At 39.9% G+C, this 25,162-nt stretch carries 25 protein-coding genes; 5 read left to right on the forward strand and 20 right to left on the reverse strand.

Features of this window, described 5'->3' with window-relative positions:
- Positions 1 to 32: 32 nt before the first annotated feature.
- The 12 genes from F777_RS0101450 to F777_RS0101505 form a co-directional block, all read right to left on the reverse strand.
- On the reverse strand, positions 33 to 551 hold the full coding sequence (locus F777_RS0101450; RefSeq protein WP_026750491.1) for an OmpH/Skp family outer membrane protein: 519 nt from the start codon (positions 549 to 551) through the stop codon (positions 33 to 35).
- Positions 552 to 567: 16 nt separating this feature from the next.
- Entirely contained in the window at positions 568 to 3,303 is a 2,736-nt protein-coding gene (locus F777_RS0101455) for a BamA/OMP85 family outer membrane protein (RefSeq protein WP_026750492.1), read from the reverse strand.
- Positions 3,304 to 3,416: 113 nt separating this feature from the next.
- Positions 3,417 to 4,187 carry an isoprenyl transferase gene (locus tag F777_RS0101460; RefSeq protein ID WP_026750493.1) on the reverse strand — a complete coding sequence of 257 codons (771 nt, stop codon included), beginning with the start codon at positions 4,185 to 4,187 and terminating at the stop codon, positions 3,417 to 3,419.
- Positions 4,188 to 4,263: 76 nt separating this feature from the next.
- Positions 4,264 to 5,160, reverse strand: a complete 897-nt coding sequence (locus F777_RS0101465; RefSeq protein ID WP_235785872.1) for a DUF6089 family protein — start codon at positions 5,158 to 5,160, stop codon at positions 4,264 to 4,266.
- An 11-nt stretch (positions 5,161 to 5,171) separates the two neighbouring features.
- Entirely contained in the window at positions 5,172 to 6,050 is an 879-nt protein-coding gene (locus F777_RS0101470; RefSeq protein ID WP_026750495.1) for an NAD kinase, read from the reverse strand.
- A gap of 17 nt (positions 6,051 to 6,067) precedes the next feature.
- Entirely contained in the window at positions 6,068 to 6,727 is a 660-nt protein-coding gene (locus tag F777_RS0101475) for a CBS domain-containing protein (protein ID WP_026750496.1), read from the reverse strand.
- 41 nt (positions 6,728 to 6,768) lie between these two features.
- Entirely contained in the window at positions 6,769 to 7,530 is a 762-nt protein-coding gene (locus tag F777_RS0101480) for an alpha/beta fold hydrolase (RefSeq protein WP_026750497.1), read from the reverse strand.
- 60 nt (positions 7,531 to 7,590) lie between these two features.
- Positions 7,591 to 8,127, reverse strand: a complete 537-nt coding sequence (locus F777_RS0101485; RefSeq protein WP_026750498.1) for a CvpA family protein — start codon at positions 8,125 to 8,127, stop codon at positions 7,591 to 7,593.
- 5 nt (positions 8,128 to 8,132) lie between these two features.
- Entirely contained in the window at positions 8,133 to 8,585 is a 453-nt protein-coding gene (locus tag F777_RS0101490) for a GatB/YqeY domain-containing protein (RefSeq protein WP_026750499.1), read from the reverse strand.
- A 2-nt stretch (positions 8,586 to 8,587) separates the two neighbouring features.
- The gene (gldC, locus tag F777_RS0101495; protein ID WP_026750500.1) at positions 8,588 to 8,932 is read right to left on the reverse strand and encodes a gliding motility protein GldC; all 345 of its coding nucleotides are present in this window, start codon (positions 8,930 to 8,932) and stop codon (positions 8,588 to 8,590) included.
- 30 nt (positions 8,933 to 8,962) lie between these two features.
- A complete protein-coding gene (locus tag F777_RS15290; protein ID WP_037369018.1) occupies positions 8,963 to 10,096 on the reverse strand; it encodes a glycosyltransferase family 4 protein in 1,134 nt (377 codons plus the stop codon).
- 2 nt (positions 10,097 to 10,098) lie between these two features.
- Entirely contained in the window at positions 10,099 to 10,722 is a 624-nt protein-coding gene (locus tag F777_RS0101505; protein ID WP_026750501.1) for a DUF502 domain-containing protein, read from the reverse strand.
- 169 nt (positions 10,723 to 10,891) lie between these two features.
- On the opposite strand from F777_RS0101505, the gene F777_RS0101515 reads away from it, so the two are divergent.
- The 5 genes from F777_RS0101515 to F777_RS0101535 are packed head-to-tail and all read left to right on the forward strand — an operon-like array spanning position 10,892 to position 18,492.
- Entirely contained in the window at positions 10,892 to 11,497 is a 606-nt protein-coding gene (locus F777_RS0101515; protein ID WP_026750502.1) for a TetR/AcrR family transcriptional regulator, read from the forward strand.
- A gap of 1 nt (position 11,498) precedes the next feature.
- The gene (locus F777_RS0101520; protein ID WP_026750503.1) at positions 11,499 to 12,899 is read left to right on the forward strand and encodes a TolC family protein; all 1,401 of its coding nucleotides are present in this window, start codon (positions 11,499 to 11,501) and stop codon (positions 12,897 to 12,899) included.
- A gap of 19 nt (positions 12,900 to 12,918) precedes the next feature.
- The gene (locus tag F777_RS0101525) at positions 12,919 to 14,124 is read left to right on the forward strand and encodes an efflux RND transporter periplasmic adaptor subunit (RefSeq protein WP_026750504.1); all 1,206 of its coding nucleotides are present in this window, start codon (positions 12,919 to 12,921) and stop codon (positions 14,122 to 14,124) included.
- A gap of 12 nt (positions 14,125 to 14,136) precedes the next feature.
- The gene (locus F777_RS15295; protein WP_071790297.1) at positions 14,137 to 17,697 is read left to right on the forward strand and encodes an efflux RND transporter permease subunit; all 3,561 of its coding nucleotides are present in this window, start codon (positions 14,137 to 14,139) and stop codon (positions 17,695 to 17,697) included.
- Positions 17,698 to 17,700: 3 nt separating this feature from the next.
- Entirely contained in the window at positions 17,701 to 18,492 is a 792-nt protein-coding gene (locus F777_RS0101535) for a TIGR00266 family protein (protein ID WP_026750505.1), read from the forward strand.
- Here F777_RS0101535 and F777_RS0101540 read toward each other — a convergent pair whose 3' ends face one another.
- The 8 genes from F777_RS0101540 to rpsI all read right to left on the reverse strand — a co-directional run bounded on the left by F777_RS0101540 (position 18,493) and on the right by rpsI (position 25,162).
- Positions 18,493 to 19,167, reverse strand: a complete 675-nt coding sequence (locus F777_RS0101540) for a response regulator transcription factor (RefSeq protein WP_026750506.1) — start codon at positions 19,165 to 19,167, stop codon at positions 18,493 to 18,495.
- 1 nt (position 19,168) lies between these two features.
- Complete coding sequence (locus F777_RS0101545) at positions 19,169 to 19,573, reverse strand: helix-turn-helix domain-containing protein (protein ID WP_026750507.1); 405 nt, start codon at positions 19,571 to 19,573, stop codon at positions 19,169 to 19,171.
- A 43-nt stretch (positions 19,574 to 19,616) separates the two neighbouring features.
- On the reverse strand, positions 19,617 to 20,765 hold the full coding sequence (locus tag F777_RS0101550; protein WP_201767556.1) for a methionine aminotransferase: 1,149 nt from the start codon (positions 20,763 to 20,765) through the stop codon (positions 19,617 to 19,619).
- A gap of 10 nt (positions 20,766 to 20,775) precedes the next feature.
- Positions 20,776 to 22,080, reverse strand: coding sequence for a TolC family protein (locus F777_RS0101555; RefSeq protein ID WP_026750509.1), 1,305 nt, complete (start codon positions 22,078 to 22,080; stop codon positions 20,776 to 20,778).
- A 58-nt stretch (positions 22,081 to 22,138) separates the two neighbouring features.
- A complete protein-coding gene (gene pyrH / locus F777_RS0101560) occupies positions 22,139 to 22,855 on the reverse strand; it encodes a UMP kinase (RefSeq protein ID WP_026750510.1) in 717 nt (238 codons plus the stop codon).
- A gap of 92 nt (positions 22,856 to 22,947) precedes the next feature.
- Positions 22,948 to 23,784, reverse strand: coding sequence for a translation elongation factor Ts (gene tsf / locus F777_RS0101565; protein ID WP_026750511.1), 837 nt, complete (start codon positions 23,782 to 23,784; stop codon positions 22,948 to 22,950).
- Between the two features lie 34 nt (positions 23,785 to 23,818).
- Positions 23,819 to 24,715: a 30S ribosomal protein S2 gene (gene rpsB / locus F777_RS0101570; protein ID WP_026750512.1), complete on the reverse strand. Its 897-nt coding sequence runs from the start codon at positions 24,713 to 24,715 to the stop codon at positions 23,819 to 23,821.
- A 57-nt stretch (positions 24,716 to 24,772) separates the two neighbouring features.
- A complete protein-coding gene (gene rpsI / locus F777_RS17750; RefSeq protein ID WP_026750513.1) occupies positions 24,773 to 25,162 on the reverse strand; it encodes a 30S ribosomal protein S9 in 390 nt (129 codons plus the stop codon).

A 25,162-nucleotide genomic window follows, 5' to 3' on the forward strand; every position in this document is an offset into this window, starting at 1 on the left:
TGTAATGAAATTTATTGTTTGTTTTTGATTAACTAGTTTTTAATGCCCAACTCTCTCAAAACCTCATCGGATTTATCCAGTTTGGGGTCGGCAAATATAACGGTAATTCCTTCACTTTTATCCAAGATAAAATCATAAACCCTTGCTACCGCTATTTTTTGGATGGCATTGTATACTTTATCCTGAATAGGTTTAACTAATTTTTGGCGCTCTTTGAACAAATCCCCCTCGTATCCGAAGCGCTTTTTTTGCAGATCCCTGATCTCTTTTTCTTTTACAAAAAGCTCGTCTTCCCTTTTTTTCTTTAATTCCTCCGTTAACATAACCTGCTCTGCCTCGTAGTTTTTGTACATTTTGTCGAGGATGGCCTGCTTGTCGTCAATTTCTTTTTGCCATTGTTCCCCTACCAGCTGCAGCTTTTTATCTGCGTCTCGGTATTCCGGTATTTTACTCAGAATATACTTGGTGTCGATAATTGCATAGCGTTGTTGAGCGCTAACTGCTGTTGTAAGCAATACAAGGGTGGTAAAAGCAACTAAAATTTTTTTCATACCGATCATTTTATGGTTATTCAGGTTCAAATCCAAGCATAAAGGTAAAGCGTGCTGCATCCCTTAACTGATTGGTTCCATTAAACCTATCCAATCCTATGCCATAATCGAATCCGAGCAATCCAAACATAGGTAAAAAGAATCGCATACCCAGACCCACCGATCTTCTAAGCTGGAATGGATTGTAATCTTTAAAGGAATACCAGCCGTTGGCTGCTTCAAAGAAAGCCAATCCAAAAATGGTACTGCTTGGGTTTAAGCTAAGCGGATACCTCAATTCCATCGTGTACTTATTAAAGATGGTAAAGTATTGGCTGGCTCTTTGCTGATCGGGGTTTACACGTGGATTGGAGTTATCGTATACCGGATAACCTCTGTGTGCCACAATATCAAATCCCAATAAGGCAAACTGGTTGGTTAAACCGGCATCCCCTACCTGGAAACGTTCGAATGGAGAAATCTGTAACTTTTCATTGAATCTGCCAACAAAACCAAACTTCGCAGCAAATCGCATTACAAACTGCTTGTTGCGGTCTTCTCCATGTGGTTTACCCAATGGCACAAACCATTCTCCGTTAAAGCGCCATTTATGGTATTCAATCCATTTGTATGGATTGTCTGCGGGATTAAAGTTGCTATTGATTAAAGAGTAAGGCGGTGTAATCTGCAGACTGGCCAGGAAGTTGGACCCTGTTTTGGGGAACATCGGCTGGTCTATAGAAGAACGCTGTAAAGCAATTCTGAAGTTCAGGTTGTTTACTATACCATTGTCAAAACCAGGTAAGTTGGTAGGATCAATGGCGTAGTTGCTCAATTTATAACGGGTATAGTTTAAACCCATTGATAAAGAGAAATAGTCATCCGGCCATTTCAATTGACGGGCAATACTTGCCGTTGCACCTGTGGTAGAAATATATCGCTCGCTGGCAATTCTTGGATCAAAACGACCAGTTAGCGGATCAAATGTCTGACCAAACTTGGTATTGAAAACGCTGATGGTTAACGCATTTCTTTTTTTACCGCCTAACCAGGGTTCAGTAAAGGAGAAATTGTAAGAACGGAATGCACGTCCATTACTCTGAACACGCAAACTCAATTTCTGCCCATCCCCCATTGGCAAGGGATCCCAGGCTGTTTTCTTGAATAAATTTTTAGCAGAAAAGTTATTGAAGGATACGCCAAGGGTTCCGGTTAATCCAATCAAGCCACCCCATCCTGCACTTAGCTCCAGCTGATCACTGGATTTTTCTTCAACGCTATAGTTAATATCCACCGTTCCGTCCTCCTGATTGGGTACCGGATTCGGAGTAATTTTTTCCTGATTAAAATAATTCAACTGAGCCAATTCACGCACCGAACGAATCAATAACTGACGACTGAATTTCTCACCCGGAATGGTTCTGATTTCTCTTCTGATTACATATTCCTTGGTACGGTCATTACCTGCAATACGAACATTTTTAATGGTGGCCTGCGGGCCTTCAATAATACGAATCTCAAAATCGATAGTATCGTTGTAAACCGCTGTTTCAATAGGCTCAGTTCTGAAGAACAAATAACCATCATCCTGATACAATCCACTGATATCCATTCCATCCGGAGTAGAAGATTTACCCAGCTTCTTGTTTAGCACATCCAAGTTATAGATATCTCCTTTTTTAATTCCCAGGATAGCAGTTAAAATAGAATCAGAATACTTGGTGTTCCCTCTCCAGCTAATATTACCGAAGTAATATTTTCTTCCTTCGTTCATCTTTAGGTCGATGTTCAGGTTACCGTTACCCACACTGTACACTGTGTCTTTGTCAATCACCGCATCTCTGTATCCTAAAGTGTTATAATATTCCAGTAAAGCTTCCTTGTCTTCTATATATTTCTTTTCATCGAATTTGGCAGAACTGAACTTGATCCTCATGTAAGGATCCATCACGCGCTTTGTTTTACTGAAAGTTAAATAGCCTCTTTCTTTCAGGTATTCTTCGAAAGTGTAGTTCTTTGGAACCACAATTCTACCACTGTCCATTACAGGGAACAAAGTAAGTCTGGACCTTTCCTTTGATCCCTTCAGCTGTTTTTTCAGTTTAACATCATCAATGGTAACGTCACCAAAATTGATATTGTTGATTTTTACCTTAGGTCCTTTTTCAATAAAGAAATCCAACGCAAGGGTATTGGCAAATGTGGTATCTCTTCTTTCGGCTATTTTTACTTTGGTATCTCTGTATCCCTTTTCTCCATAAAACTTCTTGATTACTTCAGAAGCTGTGATTTTCATGTTTTCTGTAACCACACGGTTTGGAACCAATCCTGTTTTACCTCTTAATTCATCTGCCTGACCTTTTGGAATGCCTTTAAAGAAGAAATTAGACAAACGTGGACGTTCGGTAACTGAAATTTCAATATCAATTTCCTTGCCTTCCAGCTTGGTAATATATATTTCAACATCGCTAAAATAATTCTGGCTCCAGAGTTTGGTAATGGCTTTGGAAAAATTGTCGCCCCCCGGAATGGTAACCTCGTCTCCAATATTCAGGTTGGCTATAGAGATTAACAAGTTCTCATCAAAAAAACTGTTCCCCACTACTTTCACCGCAGCAATCTTATATTTTTTGGGGGTCTTTTGGTTGAAAAGATTGATCAAATCTGCGTCAATAGAGCGGATGGTTGTATCAGAAGTTTGTTGTGCAAATGCAGGTTTAGTAAATAATAAAACAACTAAAGCGAACACCGATAATTTAAACACTTTATGCATCCCGTTTCTGTTTGTTCTGTTGGCGGTTGGTTATTTCCGCACACGCAGCAATTAATTTGGTTCTTTAAGCTGGGCAAATTACCCCGAATAATGAAAACTGTTTGTTAAATAAACTAAGCAATACTGGTCTCGGTTTGCACCTGATGGCCGGTTTTGCCAAATCTCCTTTCCCTGGATTGAAAATCAATGATGGCTTCGTATAGATTCTCTTTTCTGAAATCCGGCCAGCGCGTATTGGTAAAATACAGTTCGGCATAAGCCAGCTGGTACAACAAAAAGTTACTGATTCTATATTCACCACTGGTTCTGATCATCAGTTCAGGGTCTGGAAAGTTACTAGTTGCCAGGTAATGCTGCAAAGTTTCTGCGGTAATTTCTTTTGGATCAATCACCCCCTTTGCAACATCCAACCCGATATTTTTTACGGCATTCACCAGTTCCCAGCGGCTGCTGTAACTCAATGCCATAATGAGATTCAGGCCAGTATTGTTCTCTGTCATCTGCAAAGCTTCCTGCAAGGCAGTTTTGGCAAAATCAGGTAATAAATCTGTATTGCCAATCACATGCAAACGAATATTGTTTTTGTTCAATACCGGGACTTCTTTGCGAATGGTATCAACCAGCAATGCCATTAATCCATCCACTTCCGGTTGGGGTCTGTCCCAGTTTTCTGTGCTGAATGCATATAGGGTAAGATAGCCCACACCTAACTCTGCTGCACCTTCTACAATATCTCTAACGCTCTCTACCCCATGAAAATGACCATACAAACGGTCCTGTCCTTTTTCTTCCGCCCAACGACCATTTCCATCCATAATGATGGCAATATGTTTAGGCAAACGGTCTTTGTTAATTTGCGGCAAAAGGTCTTCCTTTTTAACCATGGGTTTAATTTAGTGTGCAAAATTAACAAAATCAATGGTTTTTAAGGATTTAAATACCTTAAAACTGGCTTATTTGCTAATAAGTGGGGCAGCGATAGTTATGTAAATTGAAGGAAATCCCCACTTTAATGGTCGCAAAAGCGTCGGCTTTCAGGCTATTTCCCCTCTGTCTACCCTTCATGCCAATGGAGGCACCGGTTTCGTAGCTGCGGTCCTGTAACAGAAATGCAGGGCTGGGAGAGCCATCCGGAAGGGGCGCAAAAGCATCCGGGGCATAGGTTTGGCCACTTACATCATCTAAAAAGTCGGTATTCGTAAAACGATAAATCAATTCGGCAAATACATTGGTTCGGGCATTTAAAGCATATTTGGCACCCAAAGTAAAAGGTATGCTGATGGCAACCGGATTGTAATACTGTCGGTCCAAATAAAGAGATGATCCCTGCCCCTCTGTGCCCAATAATCGCAAAAAATATTTCTGCCCGCCTAAATAAGCATAGGGATCATAGGAAAATGCCCCGATTCCCAGTCCTATATAGGGGGTAAAGCTAAATTCCTCGAAACCGGGCTGAAAACGGAAAAAATTGAAATCCCCGGATATGCCTACTTCCCAAACATTGGAATTGAAGCTCAGGTTTCTGGCTCTTTGAACATCATTGTTGCTGTATCTATCAGAATACCCCAGAAGCGCATATTCTCCTGATAAGCGAACACTGATATAATTATTGATTTGCTTTCGGTAGAAAAGACCGAAAGAAGTTTTGGGTCGATTGAATCTGATTTCAGGATTCAAATCACCAAAATAATGTCCCATACCAACGCCAATTCCAATTTCACCCGAATGCAAAAAGCTTTCCATTAACTGGGCTTTCGCCGAAATTCCGGCCGATAAAAAAGAGAAAATGATTAAAAGCTTTTTCAACATATAATCTACGGGCTTCTGTTGCCTTTGTAAAATAGCAACAAATTTCATTATCTAATTTGTTAATTTCTTTTATCAAGACCCCAGGTAAGCTTGGTTCGCAGCGTGGAGAGAAAAGTATTTTCGTTTAATCGTATTAAACTAATGTTAAATGATTCTTTTCTTACGGCCAGTTGAACAGTCTTAGGCACCAACTCCCTTCGTGCATCCATTGCCACAATAAACTCATCTGCCCTTCCTTCTACTTCAAAAGAAATAATATTATTATCCGGAATTACGATGGAGCGCACATTTAAATTGTGCGGGCAAATGGGTGTAATGACCAAACTGGAAGAATCCGGAAATAAAATAGGCCCATTGCAACTCAGATTGTAACCCGTGGAACCAGTGGGGGTAGAAACAATTAATCCATCTGCCCAATACGTATTTAAGAACTCCCCATTCATATAGGTATGAATCTTAATCATGGGGGAAGTGTCTTTTTTGTGTATGGTAAATTCGTTCAATGCAAAAGGCGCATCGGTAAACAATGGAACATTGGAATCCAAATGAACCAGGGTTCGTTTATCAATAAGATAGGTATGATTCACCAAGGCATCCACTGCAGTAGACAATTCTTCTCTGCTGATACTCGCCAGAAAACCCAGCCTGCCAAAATTAATCCCCAATACCGGAATGTTTTTTTCTCTGATTAGTGTAATGGTATCCAACATGGTTCCATCGCCTCCTAAACTAATGACACAATCGACCGATTCATCCAGGTCTTCGTATCCGGAGAACTGCTGAATTTTATTGCAAAGCTGTTGAGGAATATTAAACTGTTCAAACAAGGTGTTAAAAAGCAATATTTCTGTATCGTGGCGGCTCAGCTCTTCCAATAAAATCAACAAAGGATTTTCTTGTTCTATATCTAAGCCACGACTATAAATGGCAACTTTCATGAAACGGATTTTTGTAACTACATATTCAGATACGACAGTAAGTGCTGGTAATTTTCTTTCAGCTCATTGGCATATTCTTCTTCACCATAAAAATGTCTGACTGCATAATCGTATCGCTGGAATGTGGCTACAATATCAGATACTTCCAGCTTATTGATTTTAATGGTAATAACAACCAGACCTGTCCCTGCTTCCGTATATGTATTTAATTGAGTAATATATGCATCATTGGTTTCAACCAGACGGCTTAACTCACCAAATGAAAAGTTTCTTTTTTCTGTTTCCAGAACAATGATCGCTCCCCTGTCATCATTGCCCAGGAAAGTTGACATGGCTTTCAGGAAATCTTTGGTAGGTATAACTCCAAGTAACTCCATCTGTGCATTTACAACAGGTAAAATGGAGAGCTCGTGATTGGCAATCAGGTTTAAAGCACCCAGTAAATTTTCTTCTGGCCCAATTGAAAACTTTTTGAGTAATTCAGGATCGGACAAATGCAGATCTGAGTCCATTGCATCCAACATGTCTTCCTTGGCAACCAGACCCACAAATTTATCCTCGCTTAAAACAGGTAAATGAAGTACATCATAGTCATCCATTAGCTGCAAAGCAAAAGATGGCTTGTCCGAAATATTCAGCGAGGGGAAACTGGTATTTACTATTTGCGATACAACCATTGAAGTACAAATGTACAAAATGATTCAGGCAACACCCTTAATTATCCTTTGTGTTTACCTAAAAAGCCTTCCAGGATCACATTAAATTCATCAGGCACTTCCATCATTGGCGCGTGTCCGCATTTATCAATAAAGTGTAATTCACTGTTGGGAATCAACTTGTTGAACTCCTTACCTACAAACGGAGGGGTAATGGTATCGTTGTTGCCCCAGATTAAGCAAGTGGGTTGTTTAATTTGATTTAATTCTTCGCCGAGGTTGTTGCGGATGGCACTTTTGGCGAGTGCAATAATTTTAATCACTTTAACCCTGCTATTGGTAATTTCAAAAACTTCGTCTACCAGTTCCTTGGTAGCCATGGCAGGATCATAAAAAGTTAATTCGGTTTTCTTTCTGATGTATTCATAGTCACCTCTCTTAGGATAACTATCACCCATTCCGTTTTCAAATAAACCACTGCTACCTGTTAGTGTAAGGGTTTTAATTTTTTCAGGATGCTTTAATACATGCACCAATGCAACGTGTCCGCCCAAAGAATTACCTAATAAATGTATGTCGGTATATCCTCTGGTTTCAATGAATTTGTGAACGAATTTTTCCAATCCGCCTACACTGGTATGAAAAATATCTAAATCGAATAATGGTAAAATAGGCACCACTACACGGTGGCTCTTTCTGAAATGTTCAATTAAATCCGCAAAATTGCTCATGGCACCAAATAGTCCGTGCAAGAGCAGCAAAGTCTCTCCTTCCCCTTCTTCTATAAACTTATACTTATCAATTTCTTTTAACTCGTAATTCATTGGCTTGTTTTTCTTAAGGCCCAGCAATTGTTGCTAAAGTAATCAAAATAAAAGAGATTTTCACCCCTTATTCTTATTTATTGCTTCAAAAAAATCAGTCAAATCGGTGAATAAATCTTTGAAAATCGGAATGGCCATACCCAACCCCTCAACAGCAAAGGGTCCCCATAAATGAATATACGGGTAGGTTTGAGATGACTGAATGGTTGACTGGCTTAATAATTCCATCTTTTCGGTATAAAAAATAAGCACACTGAATACTGTCAGATAGAGCAGGGTATACATTAGAATACCCCCCAATTTATTAGCCCAGCCCAGCATAGACAATTCAAGCATTTGCTCAATAATGGCACTCAGTATCCTTACCCCGAAAAATACCCCTGCCATAATCAGGATAAAAGCCAGAAGCGGTAGCCAGGAAGCCCCTACATTAACCGTATTGCCTAACCAACCGGCAACCAGCGTACTGCATTTTAAAGCAGCTGCCAGACCAATGAAAATGGCTATAAATGAAAGTGCTGCCAAAACCAATCCTTGTTTAAATCCTTTTACGATTGCAAGAACCAGCAATGCCAGCACTACGATATCTAAAAACATAATGGTTATTTACTCAATAACGCTTTAACGGTAGCGGCAATTGTTTTACCCTCTGCTTTACCCGCCAATTGTTTGGATGCTACACCCATCACTTTACCTAAATCAGCCAAAGTTGTTGCTCCTGTTTCAGCAATAATTGCGGAGATAGCGGCTTCCAGTTCTTCCTGACTTAGTTGTTTCGGAAGAAATTTTTCAATCACGGCAATTTCCTCTAACTCTTTCTGAGCAAGGTCTGCGCGGTTTTGCTGCTGGTAAATTTCCAGAGAATCCCTTCTTTGCTTTACCAGTTTTTGTAACAGCTTTTGTTCCTGCTCTTCATTAATCTGGCCATTGGCACCTGGTTCGGTTTTGGCTTTAATGATTTCTGCTTTAATAGCTCTTAGCCCTCTCAGCAAGGCTTCATCTTTTGCTTTCATGGCGTCTTTCATCACGCCCATCACTTGTATTTCCAGACTCATAATTATTTATTTTGATTGATTTGTGAATCACGAAACTTCTTGTAAAATGTTTTCGCATGTGCTTTCATGTCTTCTACCAGTTCCTGTTGCTGGGTTGCTCTCATAAAAGTGTCGGCCATACCCATAAAAGTCTGGTAGTAAAAATCAGCCATTTCATCCACCATCATGTCTTTGGTCCATAAATCAATTCGCAAGGCAGATTTATCGGCTCCATCCCAGAAAGCAAGCATCATTGCTTTAGCATCCTGCTTAAGATCTGCGGTACTATCAGATGCAGACCAATCAATATGCTGAGGTACTTTATTTTCATCCAGACTCACATTAACGGTAATCGTTGATTGTTTCATATTGGTCAATTATTTTAAAATGCCGCAAAACTAAGACGAATCTGCTTTGGTAGCTAGTATTTCCTTCCAAAACAAGCTGGCAGCCTTCTCCCAGCTATACTGCTGCGCTCTCGTTAGCCCCTTCTGCACCATTTTTTCCCGTATCTGTTCGTTTTTGTACAAGGTTTGCATATGTGCAGCAATGGTATCGGGTTGATTGGAATCTGCATATAAAGCAGCCTCCCCGCCAACTTCGGTCATGCTGGAATTATTGGTTGTAATAACAGGTACCCCTGATTGCATGGCTTCGAGAATCGGCAGTCCAAATCCCTCAAAATGAGATACATAAATGGCTGCATAAGAAGATGCAGTCAATTTGGCAAGAATCTCATCTGTTACATATCCTGTTAATACCACATCGTTCCTGTATTTGTAGGTCTTGAGTTTCTCCATAAAATCCTGGTATTGCCAGGCAAGCCTGCCTGCGAAAACCAGCTTCATATTGCTTTTATGCCATTTTTTAAATAAGGAAAACGCTTTGATAATATTGAGCATATTTTTTCGGGGACTGATGCCACCAACACAAATAAAATATTCGTATCCGTCTGTATATGCTTCTTTAACCTGTTCTTTTTCTTCCCAGCTGAGTGGCCTGAAACCTTCTCTGGCTGCGCCACTTACTACTGCAATCGAATTTGCTTTATTGGGATAATAATGTAAAATATCCTGTTTTGAAAATTCAGAAACCGTAATCGTTCTCTTTGCTTTTTTTAGAAAAAGTGGGGTAAAAGTCTGATAAAACAATCGCTGATGCCACGAAATAGTCTGCGGTACATGCTTGTAGGCCAAATCATGAATCACTAATACTTGTGGCACTCCGGAAAGCAAACTACAAAATCCATAAGGTTGAATCCAGATGTCTGCCTTGCATTTTCTCACTTCCCATGCAGCCTTTATATTATACCAATACAGAAATGCAGGCACGTGTCTGGCTGCAGGGCCAATGGTAACTGAGCGGACATTGGGTCCGGTAATCCATTCTTTTTGATGAGGACGGTCATAAATAAATACAAACTGATGCTCGGGATGACTGCGCACCAAAATGCTGAAAATGGAAATGGCATATTGACCATACCCTTCTAAATAATCGTCCTGAAAAAAAATAGCATTCACTGCAATGGTCATAGCTAGTCATTTACATCTGTCACTCCACCGGAAACAGTAAATTTCATGGCATCGGCAGCACCTATATTCGGAAGGGATTTAATCTTGTGTCTGGGAACAAAATAGGTAATACCAGAAATAGCATAGGAATGAGGCACATAAACGGTTACGTGATCCTGTAAACCGAAATCCTTGCTGCTTTCCTGGGTAATAAACCCTATTCTCCAAATATCTTCTCCGTCCACATTCACCAGGACAGGCTGATTAAATTTCTTCTTATTTCCCGCAAATGCTTCCAGAAAATCTTTTACGGAAGAATAAATAAACTTGATACCGGGGGTTTTTTCCAGAACCGTATCTAATAAAGCAACAATTCTGTTGATGGCAAATAAGGAGGAAAGCCAACCAACAAGGAAAACCAGGCCAATAACAACCACAAATCCCAAACCGGGCATGCGGATTATATTGCCATTCACATCCCTTTTTACCAGATCCGGAGCCAGATTCTGCAGAATGCTGGGTAGTAAGTTATCTACCACATTAAATAAGCTGATGACTACCCAAATAGTAATACCTATCGGGGCTAATACAATCAGTCCCTGAAAAAAGTATTGTAATAAACGTTTTAAAATGGCTTTGATAGTCATATATCCTGCAAGATAGGCTAAGAAAAGGAGTTCAGTGAATCAATCAGGTTTGGCAGGTTTTACCGCTCATCCCTCTCCAGCGGGTGTTTAACAATAATTTAATAAAAATAATAATGGAAACTTTGGTTACAAAAATAGTTTCCATAGTTTTGCGTCCGAATTTTTAACTATGGAGCAAAGAATTGTTGAAAAAGCCCAGGAACTCTTCTTCCGTTACGGATTAAAGAGTATCACCATGGACGATATCGCATCCAACTTGGGCGCCAGTAAAAAGACCCTTTATCAGTATTTCAAGGACAAGGATAGCCTGGTGGACGCAGTTGTTCAAAGGGAAATAGAGCAGGACATGCAGGAATGTGGCCACATTGCAATCAGCTGCGACAATGCAGTTCATGAGGTTTTCAAGGCCTTTGATATGCTTCAGGAAATGTTGACAAGCATGAATCCTGCCATCATTTTTGAAATGCAGAAGTACCATCCTGAAGCTTACAAGAAAATGAATGCACACAAAAACAAGTTTTTTGTAAACATTACTAAGGAAAATCTGATCAGGGGTATTGCAGAGGGAAACTACAGAGAAGACCTGAACATTGACATTTTATCCAGATACAGAATTGAAAGCGTATTCCTGGGCTTTAACCCGGAAATCTTCATGCAGGGAAAATTCACGCTGGTTGAAGTAGAGATGGAATTGACGGAGCATTATTTATATGGCATTTGCACGCCAAAAGGGCAAAAATTAATTCATAAGTATAAAAAGCAAAGAGAAAAATAATATGTACAAGCAAATCAAAATGTTCAGCGTGCTGAGTTTATTGATGTTGGTTGGTGCAGCGAATGCACAAAAAGCCAACCGATACGAATTCAGCGTGCAACAAGCAGTGGCATTTGCACAGAAGAACAATGTGCAGGTAAAAAATGCCCTATTGGCCATTCAGGCTCAGATGCAAACAAACAAAGAAATAACTGCGTCTGCTTTACCAACTATTTCCGGTTCCATTGCTGCGAATCATTTTCCCAATGTAGCCGTACAGACCCTTCCGAACTTTATTTCACCGGCCACTTATCAGGTGTTGGTAAATGAAGGTGTTAAGGACGGTAACGGGAACCCGATAAAAATGCCGAATGATTTTGGGTTTATCGCTGCTCAATTCGGAACAAAGTGGAATTCAACTGTGGGGGTTTCTCTGCAACAGTTGTTATTCGACGGACAAGTATTTATTGGTTTACAGGCAAGGAAAGCTTCCATTGATTTTCAGGAAGCCGCTGCAAAAGTAACCGAGGAAAATATCAAGACAAATATTTACAAAGTGTATTATCAACTGGTAGTAAGCAAAACCCAGATTGAATTACTGGATGCAAATATCAAGCGATTGCAAAAATTGGATTATGACGTAAAGGCTTTATACAAAAACGGTTTTGCGGAAAGAATTGATATTGACAAAATTGAAGTTCAGCTGAACAACTTAAGTACAGAGAAAATAAAGGCGATGAACAGCATTGCCATGGGGTATATTGGACTTAAGACGCTTATTGGTATGCCGGCTGCAGATACACTGGTTTTAACAGACACTCTCGATTATAATCAGATTAAAGATGACGTTACCAAGCAGGAGTATAACTACCAGGATCGCAAGGATTTTCAATATCTTTCTACAGCCAAGCAATTGAATAATTACAATGTAAAAAGATACGAGCTGAGCAAATTGCCTACCGTTGCCCTGGGTGCATCTTATAGCAAGCTGGCGCAAAGAAATCAGTTTAACTTTTTTGGTAAAGGAGATTGGTTTACTGCTTCCTCTATCGGATTAAATATCTCTGTTCCAATTTTCAGTGGGTTTGCAAAAGATGCCAGAATTAAGAAGGCTAAAATTGAACTGGAACAAACCAGCAATCAATTGGAAAACCTGAAATTGAATATTGATCAATCCGTTGAGCAGGCAAGATTGAAATACAAAACTGCTATTGCTACTTTGGATTTTCAGAAAAACAATATGACACTGGCAGAAAAAGTGTACCAGCAAACTAAGAAAAAATACGAAGCAGGTACTGGATCCAATACAGAGATCAATGCTGCTGATGTAGACTTGAAAGCCGCACAAACCAACTATATCGCAGCCTTATACGATGCCATCATAGCAAGAGTAGATTATTTAACCGCAACCGGAAAACTATAAACATATTAAAACCATAACAATGAGAAAATCAATATTTATACTACCTGTTACCGCTGCCATCATGGTTATCAGCAGCTGTGGTAATAAAAACACAGAAGGCAATGATCTGGCTTCTAAAAAAGCAGCGCTTGAAAAACTGAAATCAGAACAGAACAAGCTGGCAGATCAGATTACTACTCTTCAAAATGAAATTAATAATCTGGATACTGCTACTGCAGGAGCTACTGCCAAATTGATTGATATTACACCAGTAGGTAAATCAACTTTTGTGCACTATATAGACCTTCAGGGAAATATTACTTCAGACAATATTTCTTATGTATCTCCCAGAATGGGCGGAGGACAAGTGAAAGCACTTTACGTAAAAAGAGGTGATATGGTAACAAAGGGACAGCTGTTAATTAAACTGGATGATGCAGTTTTAAGACAGTCTGTTGTTGCCGCTCAGAAATCTATTGAAACCGTAAAAAGTCAATTGAATTTTGCCAAGGACCTGTACAACAGACAAAGCAACCTATGGAAAGAGGGCATTGGAACAGAAGTACAATTGATTTCAGCTAAAAACAATGTTCAGTCTTTAGAAAGACAACTGGCAGCAGCAGAAGAGCAGGTTAAAGTAACCGAAGAACAGTTGCGCGCTACCAATATTGTTGCAGACGTTAGTGGCGTAGTGGATGAATTGAATGTAAGAGTGGGTGAAATTTTTGTTGGATTGGCAGGTGTTACTCCACAGATTAAAATTGTGAATACACAAAACATGAAAGTAGTTACACGTGTACCAGAAAACTACAGCAATCGTATTAAAGCCGGATCGGTTACCATTATCAGTTTACCTGACCTTAATAAGGAAATCAAAGCAACTGTTTCAACTGCCAGCAGAAGTATTGATGCCAATACCAGAAGCTTTGATGTTGAAATAAAAATTCCTTACGATGCCAATATCAGACCGAACCAATTGGCTCAGGTTAAGTTTCAGGATTATGAAGCCCCCAATGCCATTGCTATTAATGTGAACACTGTACAAACCGAAGAAAAAGGGAAATATGTATACATAGCAGTACAGGAAGGAAAGAAACTGGTAGCCAGAAAGAAAATGATAACAGTAGGTGAATTCTACGGCAGTCTGGTTGAAGTAAAATCTGGTTTAAACGAAAGTGATTTATTAATTACTGAAGGATACCAGAATATTTATGACGGACAGGCTGTAAAGGTTTTAAGAAAATAAAAAATACTATTTATGAATTTCATAGAAGGCGTTGCCAAAAAATTCAAAGAATTTAAACCTACCAGCTGGGCGATAGACAACCGGACAGCTGTATATGTTATCACTATATTGATATCATTGTATGGATTAAACAAATTCACAACTCTTCCCAAAGAACAGTTTCCTGATATTGTGGTGCCTACCATTTCTATCACTACTGTTTATTTTGGTAATTCACCCAAAGACATCGAAAACCTGGTTACCCGACCTATTGAAAAACAATTGAAAGGGATTAGCGGTGCCAAAGTGAATAAAATTCAATCCACTTCACAACAGGATTACAGTTTGATTGTGGTGGAATTTGATACAGATATTAAACCTGAAATTGCCAAAATCAAAGTGAAGGACGCGGTAGACAAGGCACAGACCGATCTGCCCAACGACTTAACTTCTTTGCCCAATGTGCAGGAGTTTTCCATCAGTGATCAGCCTATCATGTTTGTGAACCTCAGTGGGGATTTTGATGGCGTTAAGCTGAAAGAATACGCAGATAAACTACAGGATCGTTTTGAAGAACTGAAAGAAGTGAACCGTGCAGAAATTGTTGGTGCTCCTGAAAGAGAGATTCAGATCAATATTGATCCTGCAAAACTGGCTGCATCAAAACTAACTTTCAGAGACATTGAATCTGCCGTAAACCTGGAGAACAAGGACATTAGCGGAGGGTTGGTAGAAGTAGGAACCATGAAGCGCAATATCAAAATCAAAGGACAGTTCAGAACTGCCTATGATATGCAACATATTCAGGTAAAGAATGTAAACGGAGCACCTATTTATTTACAGGACGTTGCACAAATTATTGATACAGTAAAAGAAACCGAGAGCTATGCCCGCTTAGATGGAAAAAATGTAATTACCATCAATATTGTAAAAAGAGCAGGTGAAAACCTAATCAATACAGCCGATGGTATTAACAAGATAGTGGCTGATATGCAGGAAAGCGAAGAGCTTCCTAAAAACCTGAAAGTAGTTATTACAGGCGATCAGAGTAAGGGCACTAAGACTTCCTTTAATGAGTTGGTAAACACCATCATCATCGGATTTATATTGGTATTGGTGATTTTGATGTTCTTCATGGGTGTTACGAATGCATTCTTTGTTGCATTAAGTGTTCCGCTATCGGTTTTCGTTTCATTCATGTTTTTACCGTTGGGTGAATTCATAGCCGGTGGAGCTATTACCTTGAACTTCATTGTACTGTTTGCCCTACTGTTTGGCCTGGGTATTATTGTGGACGATGCCATTGTGGTAATTGAGAATACCCATAGAATTTATCAGAACGGAAAAGTAAAAATTGTACGTTCTGCCAAAGAAGCAGCAGGAGAAGTGTTTATTCCGGTGTTGGCAGGTACTGCCACTACACTGGCTCCCTTCTTCCCATTGCTTTTATGGAAGGGTATCATTGGTAAGTTCATGATCTACTTACCTATCATGTTGATTTTAACATTGGCTGCCTCTTTAGTGGTTGCCTTCTTTATCAATCCGGTATTTGCGGTTAGCTTTATGAAGCCGGAAGGAAGAGAATATGAATCACCCAAAAATGCAATATTCAAGCAATGGTGGTTCTGGGGATCGGTAATACTAGGCGTTTTATTCAACCTGGTTGGTTGGCATGGATTCGGAAACTTCCTAATCTTCATGGCACTACTGGTTATATTAGAGCGATATGTTTTAAGGGGCATTATACATTTCTTCCAGGAAAGAGCACTGCCAGGACTAATGAATCGTTATGAAAAACTATTACAGTTCATTTTAGTTGGGAAAAGACCCGTTTATCTATTGATTGGTTTGTTTATTCTTTTCCCGATTTCTTTATTCTTATTAATTCTGAGAGACAACCCCAAACCATTCTTCCCGAGCGGTGATCCGAAATTTGTTTACGTGTATTTAAAGATGCCAATTGGTACGAAGGCACAAACAACAGATTCTGTGCTTAGGGTATTGGAGAGCAGGGTGTACAAAATCTTAGGAGATGATCAGCCAGGCAAAGAAGGAAGCATTGTAGAAAGTGTTATTTCAAACGTAGCTGTTGGTGCTAATAATCCAAGAGACAATAACAGAAGTACCCAATCACATTTGGGTAGAATCCAGGTTTCTTTTGTGGAATTTGAAAAACGTCATGGTAAGAGCTCTGCTCCATTCCAGGATGAGATTAGAAAGCAGATGGTAGGGATTCCTGGGGCTTCTATTGAAGTAAGACAGGAAGACGCAGGTCCGCCAACAGAACCTCCGGTAAACATTGAAGTGAGTGGAGATAATTTTGATGCGTTGGCAAAAACGGCTATTCAATTGTTGAATCACTTAGATACCAACCGTGTAGAAGGCATGCAGAGTTTAGGCATGGATATCGATTTAAACAATCCGGAAATTACAGTTAATATAGACAGACAAAGGGCATTAGCAGAAGGTGTAAGTACTGCACAGATAGGTTCTGAACTAAGAACAGCTGTTTTTGGTAAAGAAGTGAGTAAGTTAAAAGATGATGAAGATGAATACAAAATTCAACTTCGTTTTGATGCCAAATCGCGCAACGATATCAATGAATTGATGAATATGCGTATTGTATTCAGAGATTTCACTACTGGTGCCATTAAACAGATTCCATTGAGTAGTGTGGCTACTGTTGAATACACCAACACGGCAGGTGGCGTAAAAAGAAAGAACCTGAAAAGAACCATTCAGATTCAATCCGCTGTAACAGATCCAAGTTTAACTCCTGAGATCAATAAGGCTTTGGCCAAGAAAATTGAAGAGTTTAAAGCAAAGACACAAATTCCAGCAGACATCACTATTAAACAAACTGGTGAAGGAGAGCAACAGGTGGAAACCAGTGCCTTCCTGGGTACTGCTTTGATAAGCGCTTTATTAATTATCTTCTTAATTCTGGTATTACAGTTCAACAGTTTAAGTAAGCCTTTCATTGTATTAACGGAAATATTCTTCTCTATCATAGGTGTATTCCTGGGTTATGCTTTAACAGGCATGAGCATGTCAACCATCATGGTGGGTGTAGGTATCATTGGATTGGCTGGTATCGTAATTAAAAACGGTATCCTCTTAATTGAGTTTACCGATGAACTAAGAGGCAGAGGATACAAAACCAGAGCAGCAGCCATTGAAGCAGGTAAAATCAGAATCATTCCTGTATTGCTAACTGCTTTGGCAACCATGATGGGTATGTTCCCGCTGGCTATTGGTTTTAATATTGACTTCGTATCTATGTTCACGCATCTGGATCCTAAGATTTTCATTGGAGGAGATTCTGTGGTATTCTGGGGACCTTTGGCCTGGACTATTATATTCGGTTTGATTTTCTCTTTCTTCCTCACCTTAATCATGGTACCAAGTATGTACCTGATTTCTGAAAGATTAAGAAGACCAATGGAAAGATTCTATGGTACAAAGTATGTAGCTTTATTTGGATTTACCGGACCCCTGTTCTTCATTTTTGTTGGAATCATGTTCGCTGTAAAAAAATTACAGGGTAAAAAAGTGTGGATGGGAGAACAAAAAATTAATTTAGCTAAAAATTAAACCATGCAAAATCACGAAATAGACTATCGCATTTTTGGAGAGGAAATGCAGTTTGTTGAAGTTGAATTAGATTATAACGAAACAGCTATTGCCGAACCGGGTGCATTCATGATGATGGATGACGGTGTTATCATGGAAACCATGTTCGGTGATGGTTCACATCAAAACAACAGCATATTCGGAAAGCTGTTGAATGCCGGAAAAAGAATGTTAACCGGAGAGAGTTTATTCATGACCGCATTTACCAATGTGAACCATGGTAAGCGCAGGGTAAGCTTTGCCTCACCCTATCCCGGAAAGATTATTCCTTTGGATTTATCACAGTATAACAATCGCATCATTTGTCAGAAAGATAGTTTTTTATGTGCAGCCAAGGGAGTTAGCGTAGGTATTGAATTTCAGCGCAAACTGGGTACGGGTTTATTTGGAGGTGAAGGATTCATCATGCAGAAACTGGAAGGCGATGGCATGAGTTTCTTGCACGCAGGAGGACATGTTTTCAAGAGAGACTTGCATCCTGGTGAAACATTGAAAATTGATACCGGCTGTATTGTAGGTTTCACTTCTAGCGTTAATTACGATATTCAGTTTGTCGGTGGAATTAAGAACACCATTTTCGGAGGCGAAGGATTATTCTTTGCAACCCTGACTGGTCCCGGAACGGTTTGGATTCAAACCTTACCCATCAGCCGATTAGCAGGAAGAATTCTTCAATACGGTGTAGGTCCAAGAAAAGAAGAAGGAAGTATTCTGGGGGGATTGGGCAACCTGCTTGACGGAGACGGCAGATGGTAGTCAGGTTTTCTCCACTGGAATAATTCCATTTTTAATAGCATAGAGAATTAAGCCGGCCGAATTTTTCGAGCCGGTTTTTTCTTGCATGGATTTTCTATATGACTCAACCGTTCTTACGCTCATAGACATTTGTTCAGCAATTTCCTTGCTTGTTAATTCGGCCGCTAATAGCTGAAGTATGGTTTTTTCCTTATCTGAAAAAACAATTGCTGATTCCTTTGCATGCGGATGAAAACGATTGGTTTGTATCAGCTGCTGTAAGTGTGCGGCAGTGTAAGTACAAAAGAATTGCTGAAGATTGAGCAGCTGAAAAATGGCTGTCTCCAATTCGCCTTTCGAAATATATTTCGTGGCAATCCCATTTACACCGGCAGAAAGAATACGCAGAAGTAATTCTTCACTGTAATGATTATACAGCACAAAAATCAAAATGGCATCATCCAGATTACGGATGGATTGTACCAATGAAGGCAAATGCATATGAGGAAGATTGGCATCCAGCATAACCAGATTGGGCTTGCATTCCGAAATGTCATGTAAAAGATTCTGATCAGATCTACTGTACCCAACTATTTCTATATTTGGTAAAGACCCTGCAAATTGTTTTAGTCCATCCAGAAAAATTTCCTGATGGTCGGCCAAAAAAACGCTGATTTTAGAAGGGTCTGGATGCATGCTAACTATTCTGATTGTGGTTTTCCAATAATAAATTATACTTCTCCAGCAAGGCGGTATACTTGTTTCTCAGGGACTGGATAATCAGATTTGCTTCTCTGAGGTCTTTGGGCTCTTCTTCTAATGGATAATAAGAAATAGCATCTGCCATGATTTGACCACTCTTTGGAGTAATCATTTCCAGAATATTTACGTGTAAAACCTGACCGTATTTAAGTAAAATGTCGACTGATAAATCCGGATCTTCAATATGATTATAAAAGCTGGATCTGCTAATACCAACTTTTTTTACCAGTTTAGATATGGATATACCATTATCGGCAACCAGACGCTTCAGCAACTGCCCACGATGTGTATTTTTTTTACTGCTATTCAATACAGTAAAGAAATAAACAATAGTGTTCAATTAATTGAACAATTAAAAATCAAATTTGGACAAATATGTTTAATTAGAGTCTCTTCAAACCCTGTACCGCTTTCTCTAAAGTAGCTTCTGATTTGGCAAAACAAAAACGTAGCACTTTATTGTCCTGACCATGCTGATAAAAAGCAGAAACTGGTATGGTAGCTACACCAAATTCTTTAGTGAGTTTAATGGCCAATTCTTTATCGGATAATTGACTGAAGCTGGCATAACTGTAACACTCAAAATAACTTCCATGCGAAGGAATGCAGGTAAATGGGGTATCTCGCATCAACACCCTGAAATAATCTCGCTTCAACTGCATAGATGAACCAAGCGATAAATAAGCATCTTCATTTTTTATATACTCAGCCAATGCTACTTGTGGAGGCGTGGGACAAGTGAAACAATTGAACTGATGCACTTTTCTGAATTCCTTCATCAGCTGCTCCGGAGCCATACAGTAACCAAGTTTCCATCCGGTACAATGATAGGTTTTCCCAAAGGAGAAGCAAACAAAACTCCGCTCAAATAATTGCGGGTATCTTAAAATACTCTGGTGTTCAATCCCATCAAAAATTAAATGTTCATATACTTCATCGCTAAGTATAATAATATTGGTCCCTTCCACAATACCGGATAGTATTTGCATGTCTTCCGCTGAAAGCACCGCCCCGGTTGGGTTATGGGGCGAGTTAATCATAATCATCCGTGTACGCGAAGTAATTTTAGACTTTACTTCTTCCCAGGGAATGCCATAATTGGGATATTGCAATTGTATGGGAACGGCAATCGCTTTGTTCAACTCAATGGTAGGAATATAACAATCATAAGCAGGTTCAAAAACGATTACTTCATCACCGGGCTGCAGTACAGTGGTTAGTGCTGTATAAATTGCATAAGTACCACCAGGGGTAACCGTAATGGAAGTAGTTCCATCCAAAGATGCATTGTAAAGTTTATTGGCTTTGTTTGCCAATGCTTTTACCAATGGCGGATACCCATTCATATGGGTGTACTGATTAAAGCCGTCCTGCATGGCTTTGTTAACCAAACTGGTTAATTCGGCACTCATGGGAAAATCCGGAAAACCCTGACCCAGATTTACGGCGCCAGCCTCGTTGGCCAGCTGACTCATTACGGTAAAAATAGTAGTTCCTACCTGGGGTAGCTTAGATTGAATAGCAACAGACACTTTGTTGAAATTATGGCTCAATAATATTAGCCAGTCGCTTCAGTTCTACTTCGGCAACCTTGGCTGTGAATGCCAAGTTAACCAATCTGTAGGATTCATTCTCAAAACTTTGCTGAGCCAGTTTCACGTCAATGATGGTAGCCTGCCCTAATTGAAAACGTTGCATCACCAGGTCTAACAATTGTTTGCTTAATAACTGGTTTTCCTTAGCCGTTTTTAACTGAGCCAATGCATTGGTATATGCCTGATAGGTTCTAACTGTACCGGTTTCGATGTTCAATAAAAACTGATCTCGTTGCACTTTGGCATTTCGGGTATTGATTTCTGCAACCTGTTGTTGCTTCTTGCTGATTAAACCATTGTAAATGGGAATTGCCAGGTTTACACCAATAAAAGGACCATAGCTTCTATTTTCCAAAATGAAACCCGCGCCACTTTTGGTATTGCTAAAATTGAAACCGGTAGTGGCACGAAGCGAGGGTACACGCAGTGCGGCAGTTTCTCTTTCCAGCAACTCATTGATTTTAATTTGCTGCTCTGCTGCTGCAATCTGAGGATTTTTTAAAGCCAATGGCTTTATCTGGCTTAGGGTAACTTTTTCATCTACAATAATAGAGTCGCTGATAACTACAGCACTATCCGGGCTCACAAATAATAAACTCAATAAGTTTGTTTTCCCCTGATCAATAATTAACTGTTGTGCCTGTTTGGATTGTACCAGTGCATTCAGATCAATCTGTGCCTGATACAAATCGGCATTATTAGCCAATCCAACTTCTTTTCTGCTTTTGATTACATCAATTCGCTGTTGAGATACTTCAATGGACTTTTCAATCGTGTGCAATAAATTCTGCTGACGCACCACATCATAATAGCTGGTCATTACAGCAGCCATGGTTCCCTGAATCTGTGCATTCAGCATATCCTCGTTCATCTTTTGCAACTCTGCCAACCTTTGTTGTGCTGCCTTTACCCTGAATCCGTTGAACAACAAGATACCAGCGGTAAGATTGGCATTCATATTATTAGACGACACCCCGCTTCTGGTAACGTTTCTGGCAGGATCCGGAAACTTCTGATCAATGCTGGTTATATTCTCTACATCATTCACTGCAGCTGTAACCGTAGGAAGTCCTCCGGCAACACCCATATGATTATTAATGGAAGCAATCTCAACATTGTTTTTAGCGAGCTGAATATTATAGCTGTTCTTTAATGCAATGGACACTGCATCAGATAAACTCAATCTATTCTGGCTAAACCCGAACTGGGCAGCCATCGGTATTACCAGGAATGATAGGATTAATTTACGCATCAGGTCTAAATTACCAACGGTTGATTGATTTATTAGGGAATATTACACGAACGGGCAACTAGCTTACCAGCGTACCTACATTGGCACCTTCAACCACCTGCAACAAGTTACCCTGGGTATTCATATCGAATACAATAATGGGCAGTTTGTTTTCCATGCAAAGTGTGAAAGCCGTCATATCCATCACTTTCAGGTTTTTAGAAATGCATTCCTGGAAGCTTAGTTTTTCAAATTTAGTAGCCGTTGGATCTTTTTCGGGATCGGCACTGTAGATACCATCTACCCGGGTTCCTTTTAAAATAACATCCGCCTTCATTTCAATAGCTCTTAGTGAACCAGCTGTGTCTGTAGTAAAATAGGGGTTGCCGGTACCGGCACCAAAAATCACCACACGTCCTTTTTCTAAATGTCTTAAAGCCTTTCTGCGGATATAAGGCTCTGCTACCTGTTCCATATTGATGGCGCTTTGTAGTCGGGTATATACCCCAATTTTTTCCAGCATCGCCTGCATAGCCATAGCATTAATCACGGTTGCCAGCATACCCATATAATCTCCATGCGCTCTTTCAATACCACTGTCGGCTTCGTTCATCCCTCTGTAAATATTACCACCACCAATTACAATAGCCACCTGAACACCCAGATCAGTAACCCTTTTAATATCATGTGCATATTGCTCAATGATTTTGGGGTTAAAGGGATCACCGTTTCTTTGATCGCCCAATAAAGCTTCTCCGGATAATTTCAAGAGGATACGTTTGAATTTTGGTAGCATAGCTAGAGGTTGTTTAAATGAGTAGATTACAAAAGTACAAAAGCCCCTCCGATAAATGGGAGAGGCTTTTGAAAATATTTGGTTTCTTAGAATTATCCTAATGCAACACGCTTGAATTCAGTAACAGTTACGTTACCAGCGCTCTTTAAGTAAGCTTCAACGGTCAAAGAACCGTCTTTTACAAAAGCCTGGGCCAATAATGTATTCTCTTTAAAGAATGCATTCAATTTGCCTTCAGCAATTTTAGCTACCATTTCTTCAGGTTTACCAGCCATCTTAGGATCAGCTTTCATGGTTTCTAACACGATTGCTCTTTCTCTTTCGATGGTATCAGAAGGAATGCTGTTAGCATCAACCGCAAGAGGATTCATAGCAGCAATCTGCATAGCTACGTCCTTACCAGCTTCAGGAGCTTCAGCGCTTAATCCTACCAATACACCCATGCGGTTTGCACCGTGAATATAAGAGGCAACATAAGGAGCTTCAATTCTTTCAAACTTGGCAACACCAATTTTTTCGCCAATAGCAGCCAACTTATCGTTGATCATATCTGCTACTTTAGCACCATTGATGGTTACTTCGTTTAGTTCTTCAACACTTTTAACGTTGTTGGAAACCGCTGCATCAGCAATAGAGGTAGCGAAAGCAACGAAATCAGCGTTCTTAGAAACGAAGTCGGTTTCGCAGCTAATGCAAACTACAAATCCAACTTTGTTGTCAGCAGAAGTACGAGCAATAATTACTCCTTCTTTTGCTTCTCTGTCGCTACGCTTAGCAGCCACTTTCTGACCTTGCTTACGTAACCAATCAATTGCAGCTTCAAAATCACCGTTGGTTTCAGTTAAAGCTTTTCTACAATCCATCATACCGGCACCAGTGGCCTGACGTAATTTATTTATATCGGCAGCTGTAATAGTTGCAGTTGACATAATTATTTCAATTTAAAAGATTCAATAATAAAGCTTATCTGGCTCCACCACCTGCAGGTCTGCGGTTACCACCACCTGCCGGAGTACGACGCTTAGGAGCACCACCAGGACCACCTGCAGCAGCACCACGGCCTCTACCACCACGTCCAGCTTCAGACTGTGCTTCTGCTTCCAAACGACGAGCTCTTGCTTCGTTCTCATTGTTATTGTCATCAGACTCTTCTTCATCTTTAGAAGCCTGGCGCTCAGCCAAACCTTCTGCAATAGCAGCAACGATGTAGTTAGTGATAATAGCAATAGACTTAGTAGCGTCATCGTTCGCAGGAATTGCGAAGTCAACTTTATTAGGATCACAGTTGGTATCAACCATACCAAAAGTAGTAATACCCAAACGCTTAGCTTCAGCTAAAGCAATATGCTCGTGACCAATGTCAACTAAGAATAATGCTGCAGGAAGACGGCCCAGCTGAGCAATACCGCCCAATACTTTTTCCATCTTATCCTTATCGCGGGAAAGGGTTAATCTTTCTTTCTTGGTTAAGCTGTCAGCGCTTCCATCAGCCAACATTTTTTCAATGCTCTGCATTTTCTTCACGCTCTTACGAACAGTGTTGAAGTTGGTAAGCATACCACCTAACCAACGTTCTGTAGCATAAGGCATGTTTACACGCTTAGCGCATTCAGTAACAATTTCTTTTGCTTGTTTCTTGGTAGCAACAAACATGATTTTCTTACCGCTCTTAGCAATTTGCTTGATAGCAGCTGCAGACTCCTGTAGGTAGTCAACAGTTTTGTTAAGGTCGATAATGTGAATACCTTTTTTCTCAGCAAAGATGTAAGGCAACATCTTTGGATTCCACTTCTTTTTCAGGTGACCAAAGTGTACGCCGGCCTCCAGTAGTTGCTGTTGTAGTGAAGTGTTATTTTCCATTGTGGTGAATTATATAATTTTTTAAAATTTATTTCAGGTAGATATTCAATACAACGATTAACGCTTACTGAACTGGTAGCTTCTACGTGCTTTCTTATGACCAAATTTCTTACGTTCAACACTACGTGGATCACGCTTCAATTGACCAGCTGCTTTAAGTGCAGGACGCAATTCAGGATTCACCTCAATCAACGCACGGGCAATACCTAATTTAGCTGCTTCAGCCTGACCTTTCAAACCACCGCCGGTAGCGTTGATAATGATATCAAACTTACCTTCTAATTCAGTAGTCTTTAAAGGAGCTTCTACCTGGTTCTGTAAATAAACCAGTGGGAAATAAGCTTTGTAGTCTTTGTCGTTTACAGTTATTTTTCCTTCGCCTTTGCTGATGAAGACACGTGTAACGGCTTCTTTACGGCGACCAACTGCATTTTTTTGTTTTTCCAT

The sequence above is a fragment of the Sediminibacterium sp. C3 genome, assembly GCF_000508085.1.
Classification (GTDB): Bacteria; Bacteroidota; Bacteroidia; order Chitinophagales; family Chitinophagaceae; genus Sediminibacterium.